This is a genomic window from Bizionia argentinensis JUB59 (genome assembly GCF_000224335.1).
Taxonomy (GTDB): domain Bacteria; phylum Bacteroidota; class Bacteroidia; order Flavobacteriales; family Flavobacteriaceae; genus Algorimicrobium; species Algorimicrobium argentinense.
The window spans coordinates 49399-61999 of record NZ_AFXZ01000051.1 but is presented as its reverse complement, the minus strand read 5'-3'; the positions used below and the strand labels follow the sequence as shown (position 1 = coordinate 61999).

At 33.5% G+C, this 12601-nt stretch carries 11 protein-coding genes; 10 read left to right on the top strand and 1 reads right to left on the bottom strand.

All coding sequences use genetic code 11. From position 1 onward, the window contains the following. Nucleotides 1-227: 227 nt before the first annotated feature. From BZARG_RS12830 to BZARG_RS12790, 9 genes are all read left to right on the top strand, one after another. A complete protein-coding gene (locus BZARG_RS12830; RefSeq protein WP_083823854.1) occupies nucleotides 228-1211 on the top strand; it encodes a DMT family transporter in 984 nt (327 codons plus the stop codon). A gap of 255 nt (nucleotides 1212-1466) precedes the next feature. Then, the gene (gene ureA / locus BZARG_RS12825; RefSeq protein ID WP_008638991.1) at nucleotides 1467-1769 is read left to right on the top strand and encodes an urease subunit gamma; all 303 of its coding nucleotides are present in this window, start codon (nucleotides 1467-1469) and stop codon (nucleotides 1767-1769) included. 16 nt (nucleotides 1770-1785) lie between these two features. Beyond that, nucleotides 1786-2160: an urease subunit beta gene (locus BZARG_RS12820; protein WP_008638970.1), complete on the top strand. Its 375-nt coding sequence runs from the start codon at nucleotides 1786-1788 to the stop codon at nucleotides 2158-2160. Continuing rightward, entirely contained in the window at nucleotides 2157-3884 is a 1728-nt protein-coding gene (gene ureC, locus BZARG_RS12815; protein ID WP_008639025.1) for an urease subunit alpha, read from the top strand. Before BZARG_RS12820 ends, ureC begins: the two co-directional genes overlap by 4 nt. Before the next feature lie 21 nt (nucleotides 3885-3905). Further along, nucleotides 3906-4412, top strand: coding sequence for an urease accessory protein UreE (gene ureE / locus BZARG_RS12810; protein WP_008639029.1), 507 nt, complete (start codon nucleotides 3906-3908; stop codon nucleotides 4410-4412). Between the two features lie 72 nt (nucleotides 4413-4484). Next, nucleotides 4485-5198 carry an urease accessory protein UreF gene (locus BZARG_RS12805; RefSeq protein WP_008638957.1) on the top strand — a complete coding sequence of 238 codons (714 nt, stop codon included), beginning with the start codon at nucleotides 4485-4487 and terminating at the stop codon, nucleotides 5196-5198. Nucleotides 5199-5323: 125 nt separating this feature from the next. Next, nucleotides 5324-5965, top strand: coding sequence for an urease accessory protein UreG (gene ureG, locus BZARG_RS12800; protein WP_008639019.1), 642 nt, complete (start codon nucleotides 5324-5326; stop codon nucleotides 5963-5965). Further along, on the top strand, nucleotides 5965-6765 hold the full coding sequence (locus BZARG_RS12795) for an urease accessory protein UreD (RefSeq protein ID WP_008639001.1): 801 nt from the start codon (nucleotides 5965-5967) through the stop codon (nucleotides 6763-6765). The genes ureG and BZARG_RS12795 overlap by 1 nt, the downstream gene beginning before the upstream one ends. Before the next feature lies 1 nt (nucleotide 6766). Next, complete coding sequence (locus BZARG_RS12790) at nucleotides 6767-7468, top strand: membrane protein (RefSeq protein WP_008639012.1); 702 nt, start codon at nucleotides 6767-6769, stop codon at nucleotides 7466-7468. 40 nt (nucleotides 7469-7508) lie between these two features. On the opposite strand, the gene BZARG_RS12785 is transcribed toward BZARG_RS12790, so the two are convergent. Further along, nucleotides 7509-9641, bottom strand: coding sequence for an FUSC family protein (locus tag BZARG_RS12785; RefSeq protein ID WP_008639027.1), 2133 nt, complete (start codon nucleotides 9639-9641; stop codon nucleotides 7509-7511). A gap of 399 nt (nucleotides 9642-10040) precedes the next feature. Here BZARG_RS12785 and BZARG_RS15340 point away from each other — a divergent pair, with 399 nt between their 5' ends. After that, nucleotides 10041-12455 (top strand): ATP-binding protein, encoded by a 2415-nt coding sequence (locus BZARG_RS15340; RefSeq protein ID WP_008638962.1) that lies wholly within the window; start codon nucleotides 10041-10043, stop codon nucleotides 12453-12455. Nucleotides 12456-12601 lie beyond the last annotated feature (146 nt).

Genomic DNA, 12601 nt, shown 5'->3' with positions numbered 1-12601 from the left:
GGAGCCTCATGCCAGTATGCCCATCGGGAACGGTATTCAGCTCTGTAAAATAAAAGTGGAGGTCTTCGCCTTTCACCTCGTGTTTTTTAAGATCAAAATAGGTTATAAGCACTTCGGGAAGTAATAAGTTGGCAATGGGTAATAGCGATTCTGAAAGCATAGAAGTTTTAGTTACAAAGTTCTTTTATTTTTTGTTACTCCACAACTTTTTGTGTTGAGCCGTTATAATGATAGGGATTTTAGCCTTAGCTTTTTCGGCTATAATGGTTAAAGAAGCAAATTTTGAGCCTTTTACTAATGCATTTTTATGGTGTTTAATAGCATTCATTACGTTAGTGCCCTTTGCTTTTTGGGAAATAAAGAGGAAAGGTAAGCTCAATAAAAACGGTGTTCTTTTAGCGATTTTAGCAGGTGTGTTTTTAGGTATAGATATGACAGCTTGGAACTATGCTATATTTTTTGTTGGTACTGGTATATCTTCGGTATTATTAAATTTACAAATCATTGTAATGCCATTATTAGCAATGAGTTTTGATAAATTTAAACCAAAAAAGAGTTTTTGGGTTTTAGTTCCAATTATGATTTTTGGTGTCATATTAACAGGTGGTATTTTTGATGGAGATCCAGCGGAAGGACCAACAATGATTTGGGGTCAGCCTATTGCATTAGTTGGTACATTATTAGGTGTGCTTTCTGGTATCTGTTATGGAGTTTATTTATACACAAGTAGAAAATCGGGTACTTTAAATCCAGGTGTTTATATACAACCTTTGATGTGGGTTTTTTTAGCCCAACTTATTCCTCAAGCATTTACAATGATATTTATTTCACCTGATGGTTGGAATGTAACTCAAGGTATTTTAGTAAATGGTAAATTACCAATGAATCCCGAAGTATTATCTGGAGATATGATTACAATTGCTAACTGGTGGTGGATGATTGCTTTGGCAATTATTGGTCATTCTTTAGCTTGGGTGTTTGTTCAGATAGGTTCTGTAAATTTAGATCCGACTATTGTAGCAGGATTATTGCTTTTAAGCCCAATTATAACTGTACTTGTGGCGCCATTTACAAGCGGCGAAAAAATTTCTATACTTCAAGCTACAGGTATTGTTATCGTATTAGTAGCTGTGGCTTATCAAAACGACATACATACTTTATTATTGGAGCGTATTCGAGGAGTGAAAACAGAAATAGAAAGTAATGGATAAAGTTTAAATCAACAATTTTTCAGGACATGTAAAATTGTTCTTCTTTCAGTTTTTAAACGTGCCAATTGGTTTATTAAAGTTCTGTGGCAGTCAAATAAATATGGTAATACATAATAATCCTTATGCTATTTCATTTTTTATTTTGATATCTTTAAAGAATATAATCATTTTAAAAGAAAAGCATTACGAGTGCTAAAACTTTCAAATAAGAAATTAACGAGACATTGTAACCTTTAAAACTATTAAAATAAAGTTATGAAATTAACCTCAAGAGAAACCGAAAAACTGATGCTTTTTTTAGCAGGAGAACTCGCTGAAAAACGATTAGCAAGAGGTGTAAAATTAAATCATCCAGAATGCATAGCTTTGATAAGTTCGCGGTTGCACGAGTTGGCAAGAGACGGAAAAAAAGTAGCAGAATGCATGCAAATTGGAGCCACTTTTTTAACTAGAGAAGACGTTATGGAAGGCGTTCCAGAAATGATTCATGATGTACAAATAGAAGCCACTTTTCCAGACGGAACCAAACTGGTAACCGTACATAACCCTATTCGTTAATAAAATCTAGAGCAGTATGATACCAGGAGAATATATTTTAAAAGAAGAAAAAATAATTTGTAACGCCCAACATGAAAGTATTACTTTAAAAGTGATAAATACAGGAGACAGACCTGTACAGATTGGTTCTCATTATCATTTTTTTGAAGTCAACAAAGAAATGTCTTTCGATCGTGAAAAAGCGTTTGGTAAACGGTTGGATATTTTAGCAGGAACTGCCATGCGTTTTGAACCTGGCGAATCTTTCGAAGTACAGCTAATAGACTTAGGTGGAAGTAGAAAATCTTATGGCTCCAGCAACCTAACTCAAGGAGACACAACGTCAAAAGAGAGCTTAACGAAAGCGATGAAGAAAATGAAATCGGCAAATTTTAAAAACACAAAATCATGAGCTTCAATGTAGATAGATTAAAATACGCTAATATTTACGGTCCTACTGAAGGCGATAAGATTCGTTTAGGAGATACAGAACTGTTTATTCAAATTGAAAAAGATTATAACAAAGACCATTACGGTGAAGAAAGCACATTTGGAGGTGGTAAAACCGTGAGGGATGGTATGGCACAATCTTCGACCAAAACAAGAGATGAAGGTGTTCTGGATTTTGTCATAATTAATGTTGTAGTGATTGACCATTGGGGAATTATTAAAGGAGATGTAGGAATTAAAGATGGTAAAATTGTTGGTATTGGCAAAGCTGGAAATCCTGACACGATGGATGGTGTTACCGAAAATATGATTATTGGTGCATCCACAGAGGTTCATTCTGGAGCTGGCCATATTCTTACTGCTGGTGGTATAGACACACATGTTCATTTTATTAGCCCGCAACAGGTAGATCATGCCTTGTTTAGTGGTATTACTACAATGATTGGTGGTGGCTCTGGGCCTGCCGATGGTACAAGTGCTACTTTAGTTACTTCTGGTGCTTGGCACATTGAAAAAATGATTCAAGCTACAGAAGATTTTCCCATGAACGTTGGTTTTTTTGGAAAAGGAAACTGTAGCACATTATCACCCTTGAAAGAACAAATTGAAGCTGGAGCTCTTGGTCTTAAGGTACACGAAGATTGGGGAGCCACCCCTGCTGCGCTTGATGCTTCCCTTACAGTTGCCGAAGAATATGACATACAAGTTGCTCTACACGCAGATAGTTTGAATGAAGCAGGGTTTTTAGAAGATACAGTAAATGCAATAAATGGTAGAACAATACATACGTTTCATACCGAAGGAGCAGGTGGTGGTCACGCGCCAGATATTATGAAAATAGCATCACATCCTAATGTGCTTCCTAGTTCAACAAACCCAACAAGACCTTTTACTGTGAACACGGTAGATGAACATTTAGATATGCTTATGGTTGCACATCATTTAAAAAAGACCATACCTGAAGATGTTGCTTTTGCAGACTCAAGAATTAGAAAAGAAACGATGGCTGCCGAGGATGTTCTTCACGATATGGGATCTATTAGTATGATGAGTTCAGATTCTCAAGCTATGGGAAGAGTTGCCGAGGTAATTACAAGAACGTGGCAAACGGCTCACAAAAACAAGGTGCAACGTGGTTACTTAGAAGGTGATACTAAAATTGAAGCAGACAACTTTAGAGTAAAACGATATATTGCCAAGTATACTATTAATCCTGCTATTGCACATGGTATTTCTAACTATGTAGGGTCTGTTGAATCTGGTAAAATAGCTGATTTAGTTTTATGGAAACCAGCTTTTTTTGGTGCAAAACCAGAAATGATAATTAAAGGTGGAATGATTGCAGCAAGCAAAATGGGAGATCCTAATGGTGCTATTCCAACGCCTCAACCTGTTTTAATGCGAAGAATGTTTGGATCATTTGGTTCAGCAGTTAATAAAACAGCAGTTACATTTGTTTCGCAAGCAGGAATTGATAATAATATTGCAGAAAAATATGAGGTTAATAGAGAACTATTAGCGGTAAAAGGTTGTAGAACCGTTGGTAAAAAAGATATGGTTCATAACGATGATTTACCAAATATTGAAATCAATCCAGAAAATTATGAAGTAACTGTAGATGGAAAAGTTATCACTAATGAACCTTTAGAGGTTGTTCCATTAGCACAACGCTATTTCTTATTTTAATCATAATTAACATCGGGATTTATGATTTGTAAAGAAGTAATTGGTAATATAGAATCCTATTCCATAGCCATTAAAGATAAAGATGTATTAAGTCTGGAATGGTTTGAGACTACAAAACGTATTATGCGGAAGAAAACGGAAGCTAATAATGAAATAGTTATCAAATTTTTAAAAGAAGGCACGCGACTTAAAGAAGGCGATATCCTTTATGAAGATGATGAGAAAGTAGTAATCGTAAATATCTTGCCTTGTGATGCTATACAAGTCACACCAAGGTCTATTTACGAAATGGGAACAGTCTGTTATGAAATAGGAAACAAACATTTACCGCTATTTATTCAAGGCGATAATGTGCTTATTCCTTATGAAAAACCATTGGAGCGTTTATTAGTAGCTTCCGGTTATGAGGTAACAAAAACGCATTGCAAATTGCTAAATATGTTAAAGGCAAACGTGGCGCCTCATCAGCACGGGAGAACTGGCGGATCACTTTTTTCTAAAATTCTTGAATTAACCACTAAAGAATAGTATTAATTAAGAGAATGTACTGCTGCTCGAGATTTATTTTTCGAGCAGCAGTACAAATTAAAAATAACATAGATGACCAAAAAAACAAGTGGAAATACAACGTTAAGTTCGCTTATAGAAATACTACACATTACAGACCCTACGCTTCCTATTGGTGGGTTTTCGCACTCTAATGGTTTAGAGACTTATGTGCAACAAAACCTAGTAAAAAACGTAGCAACTACCCAAGATTTTGTAGCGAGTATGATTACAAATAATTATACCTACAACGATGGGTTAGCGGTTAAGTTGGCTTATGAATTTACTTTAGATAATAATATAGAAGCACTACTCAAATTAGATATAGAAACGCAAGCATTAAAAGCCCCTTTTGAAATACGGGATGGTAGCCAGAAATTAGGCACGCGACTCATAAAAATTTATGGCAAATTGTTAAATCATCCTTTTCTAAATACTATAAACAAGAACATTTCAGAAAAGAAAATGGTGGGTCACTATGCGATTATTTATGGAATCGTCACTGCACTATTAAAAATAGATAAGGAAAAAGCCATTTGCGCATTTTTATATAACGCTGCAGTTTCTATAGTTACTAATGCGGTAAAATTGGTTCCGCTTGGTCAAACCGATGGTCAACAAATCATCTATGATGTACAACAGCTCATTGAAGACCAAACATTAGAAATAATGAAATTAGAAAGGGATATGTATGGTGTTTGTAATACCGCATTAGATATTAAGTGCATGCAACACGAACATCTATACTCTAGATTGTATATGTCTTAAATTAGTAAACTGCCTTTGGTCAAGTCCCGAGGCAATAGTAGGAGAAGAAACCTTATAATTTCGAGACAAGCCTAGGAGCATTTTAATCTCGATTATCGAGTAGAATCAACACATTAAAAACAAAAATGGAGGAAAGAAAATACATAAAAATAGGCGTTGCAGGACCCGTAGGGACTGGAAAAACAGCCTTAATAGAAAAGTTAACTAAAAAAATAACCAAGGACTATAAAATTGGTGTGGTTACTAATGATATCTATACAAAAGAAGATGCAAAATATCTGGAAAAGAACTCAACTTTAGCCGCAGATAGAATTATAGGTGTAGAAACAGGTGGATGTCCTCATACTGCCATACGCGAAGACGCAAGTATGAATCTTGAAGCAGTAGATGAATTGGTAAATAGACACAAAGACATAGAAATTATTTTTATAGAAAGTGGTGGCGATAACCTATCTGCCACATTTAGTCCAGACCTTGCAGATGTTACCATTTTTGTAATCTCTGTTGCTGGTGGCGCAGATATTCCTCGCAAAGGTGGTCCTGGTATTACACGTTCAGATTTATTAGTTATAAATAAAATGGATTTGGCACCTTATGTAAACGCCAGTTTAGACGCAATGGAAGAGGATGCTCGCAGAATGCGCAACGGACAACCTTTTATTTTTACAAATCTTATGACAGATGAAGGTTTAGATGGTGTTATAAACTGGATAAAACGTTACGCTTTGGTAGAAGAAAATACAGAAGAACCTCAATTGCTTAGATAATGGAAAGATACAGTCTTAAAACTGGGTTACGCGAGCAAACGATATTAAAGGATGTTTATTTTACGTCGCCATTTAATTTAGTTGAAGTAAGAGAAAATAAAAAAAATCAGCTGTTAGAAATGATGCTAATGTCATCATCACCTGGACTTTTAAATAATGATTTTTACGATATCACTATTGAAGTGATTGATGGGTCTGCCTTAAACTTACAAACCCAATCCTACCAACGCATTTTTGTTTCTGAAAAAGGCACACAACAAAATATGGCTATTTCCGTTGGCGATGACGCTTATTTCAGCCACGTTCCGCATCCTACTGTGCCTCACAAAGGTGCAAAGTACAAAGCAAAAAACGCCATTCATATTAAAGGTAGCAGTACGCTATTGTGGGGAGAAATACTAACCTGTGGACGCAAATATATGGCAGAAGGAGAGGAGTTTCAGTTTAAAAAACACCACACTGTTACGGAGATATATCAAGACGATGTGATGATTTTTAAAGACAATTTATATATCGTTCCAGAAGAAATAAACCTGAAACAATTCGGTTTATATGAAGAGTATACACATCAAGGAAGTTTGTTTTTTATAGCACCAGAAACGGATATTACAGAACGAATGGAACGGATTTCTGAAGTTTTCTCAAAAGAAAAAGGCATCAGTTTTGGAATATCTAAAATGATGGAGAATGCTTATTCAATCAGAGTTTTAGGCAACGAAGCGCAACAACTCTACAAGTTGTTTACCCAAATACGTAAAGACGAAGATTTATTAATTAACCTACAAGGTCGAAAAAACTAAAATGGAAACAGAATTAAGCATCTTATTAATTACGGCTATTTCAGTCAGTGTACTGCACACCGTTTCGGGTCCAGACCATTATATTCCTTTTATAGCGATTGGAAAATCTAAAGGATGGAGATTACCCAAAATTGTAATGTGGACAGCCATCTGTGGTTCTGCACACGTATTGGCTTCTGTTTTATTAGCTTTAGGTGGTGCAGCAATTGGATTTTCATTAAGTAAAATTGATGGCTTAAACGAAGTGAGAGGTGGTCTTGCAAGTTGGGCTATATTCATCTTTGGAGTTTTGTATTTTATATATGGTATGTATGGCGTTTATAAAGAAAAAAGACACAAACATTTTGATGTGTACGATGATGGTTCAGTCTATGTGTTTGAGCACGACCATAAACAAATGACCTATGTTTCCAAACGAAGAAAAGTAACACCGTGGATTCTATTTTTAATCTTTCTTCTTGGTCCTTGCGAGGTCCTATTTCCATTACTAACCTATCCAGCAGTTGAACAATCTACGTTTAATATGTTAGTATTGATAGGTGTTTTTTTATTAACAACAGTTTCAACTATGATAATTGTAGTATCACTCTTATACCATGGTTTTAACTTTATAAAAACCGAATGGTTGGAAAAATACGTTGTGCCAATTTCAGGACTATCCATTGCAATATGTGGTATAGGTATGGTTTTTTTAGGATGGTAAATGATAGCGTTTAGATAGTACGCTTCGGAATTTTAAAAATTTAATTCATCTTAAATTTTAGTGTTAATTTCAGCATTTTTTCACTTAAAGAAAACAACCAATATAGCTGTTCCCAAATTAAATGAGCTTCCTTATGACTACGTAAGTTTTCTGTATTTAAAATAGTTTCATTTGTAAAACGGTCTATTGAAACTTTAATGCGTTTAGATTCGTTTTTTATGGCTAAAGGATTAGGATTTATTATTTTAGATTCAAAATCTATAGTTTTTAATTGAGAACAAACGGCATCCAAATTGTTTTGAATTTTTTCTGAAATCATTTTAAATTCCTCTGAAGCTTCCGTCGTTTTATGACTTTGGATATAAGAACTCAACGATGCTAAGGATGCTAAAAAACTATGATTAATTTCAACAAGCTCATAAATATCGTCTATATGGTTTTGCTTCGATTTTGGTTCTTGAACCATTCTCTGAAAAGCAGCACTTAAGTTAGATAGTTGCAAAAAGGCTTCCTTTCGGTTTACTTTTAAACTGGTTGGGACCTTACCTTTTTCTTGATAATAAGTGCTTATAGATTTATAAAATTCGGTATTTGCCTTTAAAGCATCTTTAATGGTATCGCCAATTTCCATAAACGACCAAGCTGGCAATAACCAACGCATTGCTGCATAAGATAACAGTGCACCAATTACGGTGTCAATAATTCTAAACTGAATAACCGATGAAATATCAGGCTCTGTAATGGCATAAATAAGAATAATACTTAAGGTTACAAATGTTGAGGACGCTTTGTGGTTTTTCTGAACCATAGAAAACGCAATCACTAAAGATAACACACCTAAAGCACCAAAGACATAAGTGTTACTTATAAAAAACACCAAACTAGTTGCCAAAACTGCGCCAATTAATGTTCCAATAACACGGTCTTTTGAGCGTGTTTTTGTAAGTCCATAACTTGGACGCATAATTATAATTATGGTTAGTATAATCCAATACGGATTTTGTAAATTAAAATATAAACCAATGCCATAACCCAACATAACTGTAATTGCCATACGTAAGGAATGTCTAAAAATGGTCGATTTAAAACTCAGGTTTCTAAGAATTAATTTTGGGTTATAATCTTGGGTTTTTATAAAATTCTTAAGGTCTTTTGATGATATTATATCGTCTGTTGTTAATAAATAATTACCCAATATTCTTTTAATTCTTTTGAGCTTCTCAAATTGCTTTTTCTGGTAATCCAAGAAGTTCTGAAGTATTAAATAACGTTCATAACCTTCAGGTTTAGTTTCATCTCTTAAATTTAGAATATCCCTTTCAAGATGTTTAAAAGAGTCGTTAAGTACATTGTTTTCAGGAAATTTTTTCGAGTTGTTAATCTGGTTTGCAATAGCTCGTAATTGGTATGAAAATTCAGAAATCAATTTTTGAAAATTAATCTCAAACTCAGGATGAATTTTAAAAAGTTCATCCATTTTATTATAGTTTACAGGATTTGCAATGGCAGTTTCTAAAAGCTCTACCAACTCTACAAATACTAATAAGCGTTTACCTTGGTAACTGGACTTACCAGAACTTTTGCGATAAGAAATTAAAACCTCGCGAAAGCTGTCGTGCAGTTCGGTTAGCTCAATCTTTAAGTTGATGAGTTGTGTTTGTAAGGCGTCTCTATCTGGATGTTCGCCAATAAGCTTTTTTCGAATATCTAAAAAATCTGCGGTAAGTATAAAAATTTCGTTAAGCGTTTCTTCGGTATAGGTTTTTGGGTTTAGGTAAAACCATAGCGTTGATAGTCCTAAATACCACAAACCACCCACACCAAGCCATAGGGAGTATTGATATATTTCTAAAGTTTCAGAAATATTAGCAAAACTCAATACTAAAGCCAGTAACCCAGAAAAACTAACCATTGAAGCTCTAAATCCATAAATAGAAATAAAAGCAATACTAAAGGTTAAAACACCTAATAAAGGAAAAAGAAATATATTTGATATATGAAAGTAGCCACCAATAAAACTAATTACAACTATTAAAAGAGTAGAAAAAATGATTCCGATTTGTTTGTGCTTCAAATTACCATTTACATCACTTGGTGAAGCCCAAAATGCACCAAAACCTAAAGCAATGCCTATTTCAAAATAATCAGTAATCAAACCAAAAACAATAGGCACAGTAATAGCTACACCAATTAAAACAGCTTTAGAAAAGCTTGTGCTTTTTAAGAACTCTAATAAATCCTTGACGTTGTTTTTTACAAAATTTGAAATTGTGATTTTAATTTAGTTATTTACACCAAATATACAATTTGAACAAGTTAGTCGATGTATTGGTTTGATATAAAAACCGAAAAATCTCTGATAGTTAATAAATGTATTGAAAAATCCACAGATTTAGATTGGCAAATTAACACCTTACTTCATTTTAATATTACTAGTTCTTCTAAGGTTATTTAGTTGTTAGTCTATAAGAAGTAGAGTCACTACTATTTCTGAAATTTCAATAAATTAATTTTTATTATTCAAAAAATAGTATCTTGTCGAACCAACTAACCAATAGCTTTTTTATAAATAGTGAATGAATACTTACAAGACGTAAATCTTTACAAAAAGATATTTCAACTTTCTACAGAAGCTATTCTAATAGTAGATAAAGGGGGAACTATTTTAATGGCAAATCCTACTTGTAATCAAATATTTGATTGTGAAAATGATGCGTTGTTACAAAAAGATTTAGCTCTTTTTATTCCAGAAAAACACAGAACACAACTTAAAAATTGTCTTCTCAACCTCGCAAGCAATACTACTTGTGTGACTTTAGATATCCTCGCCATAAAAAACACCACCACACCATTTAGAGTAGAAATGAGGTGTAGTTCTGCGGTTCTTAATGGTAAAGAGATTGCGATTGTATATTTAAGAGACACAAATGAACATCATCAAAATCTTCAAGAAATAAAAGAAACAAATCAAAAGCTTTTAGCAAGCAATTATAAGTTTAATACCTTAATTAATAATGTAAAAGGTATTTTATTTCGCTGTGAAAACAATAGAGAATACACAGTGCATTATATCAGCGAGGGCTGTTTAGAAATTACAGGCTACTCATTTGAGAGCTTTAAAGATGGAACAATAACCGTTGGTCAACTCATTGTAGAAGAAGACCGTGATAGGGTTTGGCAAACGATACAAACTTCTATAAAACAGCTTACAGCTTTTGAGTGTGAGTATCGTATTAGGCATAAAAACGGTAGTATAAAATATGTTTGGGAACAAAGTGAATTTGTTTATAACAAACAAAACACAACCACATTTATAGAAGGCTTTATTACAGACATTACTGCAAAAAAAGAAGCAGAACTACAATTGCGTAATAAGGAAGCTAAAATAAATGCCATACTACAAGCCATACCAGATATGATGTTTATTCAGAACTATAATGGTATTTACACAGAATGGTATGCTAATAATAAGGACAAATTATTTGTACAACCCGAAGCGTTTATGGGTGTTAATATGAAGGAAACATTACCTACTCACATTTATAAAAAAGTAAAAGCATCACATCAACGGGCAATAGCCTCTGGCAAAATAGACATTATAGAGTACAGTGAAAAAGTTAATGACACCTTAATCCATTTTGAAGCGCGTGTAGTACTTTTAAATAATGATAAACTGTTAAATATTGTAAGAGATGTTACAGAGCTAAAAAGTTTCAGCCAAAAAATGGCTGTAGAAAAATTAAGGATTTCTGAATCCCAACTAAAAGCCTATACTAAAAGATTAGAAAAAGAAATTACTAATAGAACAAGCGAGTTAACTACTACTGTTCAACAATTGGTAGCTTCTAATCTACTTTTGGAAGACAAAATAATCGAAAGTCAAGAAGCTAATAAAAAAGCGATTGCTAACAAATCTTTATCTTCGGCAATTGCAAAAAATTTTCCTAATGGATTTATCATAGTTTTTAATAGCGATTTTGAAATATTACTTTTGGTTGGAGAAGCGCTTAAAAAATTTGAAATAGACCGACAAGCAATAAAAGGGAATAAAGTCGATGATATCAAAACCATTTCTGATGCACAAAGAGAAAAGCTAAAGCAAAACATTATAAATACCTTAAAAGGCGAGCATCTCGACTTTGAAACTACTTACAAAAATCGCCACTATGCTGTAAATACTGCACCTTTAATGGATGATAAAGTAAACTGCTATAACGCCTTGTTTATTTATAATGATATAACTGTGCAAAAGGAAAGTGAGAACATTGCGTTAAATGCCTTAAAAAAAGAACAAGAACTTAACGAGTTAAAATCACGCTTTGTCGCAATGGCATCGCACGAGTTTAGAACGCCGTTAAGTGCCATACAAACCTCTGCCATTCTTATTAAAAAACAAAACGATGCAGGAAATATATCTAAACTAGACAAATACATATCTCAAATAAAACGAAATGTAAAAAATTTAGAAGTTATTTTAAACGATTTTTTATCACTTAGTAAATTAGAAGAAGGAAAGGTATCGATAAATAAAGAATTGCTGGATGTAGTAGCTTTTTCAAAGGTTATTATCGAAGAGTTTTCAGAAATAAAAAAGATAGGGCAATATATTGTATTAAATACCTCAAAAAACGTTGCATTACTTCAACTGGATAGAAAATTAGTACGGCATATTTTAATGAATGTGTTATCTAACGCTATTAAGTATTCTGCAGAAAACACAACTATTTATTTCAACATTAAAGAAAGCGCTCATTGGGTGACACTTATTATTAAAGATGAAGGCATAGGTATTGCAAAAGAGGAACAAAACAGACTTTTTGAGCGGTTTTTCAGAGCAAAAAATGCGCAAAATATTCAGGGTACTGGATTAGGGCTTCATATTGTAAAACAATATGTAGAATTGTTGGATGGCACCATTGAGTTAAGGAGCGAAATTAATAACGGCACCACTTTGTTTATAAAGTGGCCAAAAGCTGTTGTATTATGAAACATTCCTCACTAAAATTTTGCTCGAATGCAAAATAGGTATTTGGATGTTCCATCTGACCATTGAAAACTAATAATAGAAACAGATGAAACGAGCATGTTCAAAATTTTATCACTTAAGTAAATGTTTAATTGCGGACAATATGC

What these genes read in the sequence shown, in the direction of transcription:
- BZARG_RS12795 (WP_008639001.1), top strand. Translation starts at nt 5,965, where the DNA reads ATGGAAAGATACAGTCTTAAAACTGGGTTACGCGAGCAAACGATATTA.
- BZARG_RS12820 (WP_008638970.1), top strand. Translation starts at nt 1,786, where the DNA reads ATGATACCAGGAGAATATATTTTAAAAGAAGAAAAAATAATTTGTAAC.
- ureG (WP_008639019.1), top strand. Translation starts at nt 5,324, where the DNA reads ATGGAGGAAAGAAAATACATAAAAATAGGCGTTGCAGGACCCGTAGGG.
- BZARG_RS12830 (WP_083823854.1), top strand. Translation starts at nt 228, where the DNA reads ATGATAGGGATTTTAGCCTTAGCTTTTTCGGCTATAATGGTTAAAGAA.
- ureE (WP_008639029.1), top strand. Translation starts at nt 3,906, where the DNA reads ATGATTTGTAAAGAAGTAATTGGTAATATAGAATCCTATTCCATAGCC.
- ureA (WP_008638991.1), top strand. Translation starts at nt 1,467, where the DNA reads ATGAAATTAACCTCAAGAGAAACCGAAAAACTGATGCTTTTTTTAGCA.
- BZARG_RS12790 (WP_008639012.1), top strand. Translation starts at nt 6,767, where the DNA reads ATGGAAACAGAATTAAGCATCTTATTAATTACGGCTATTTCAGTCAGT.
- BZARG_RS12805 (WP_008638957.1), top strand. Translation starts at nt 4,485, where the DNA reads ATGACCAAAAAAACAAGTGGAAATACAACGTTAAGTTCGCTTATAGAA.
- ureC (WP_008639025.1), top strand. Translation starts at nt 2,157, where the DNA reads ATGAGCTTCAATGTAGATAGATTAAAATACGCTAATATTTACGGTCCT.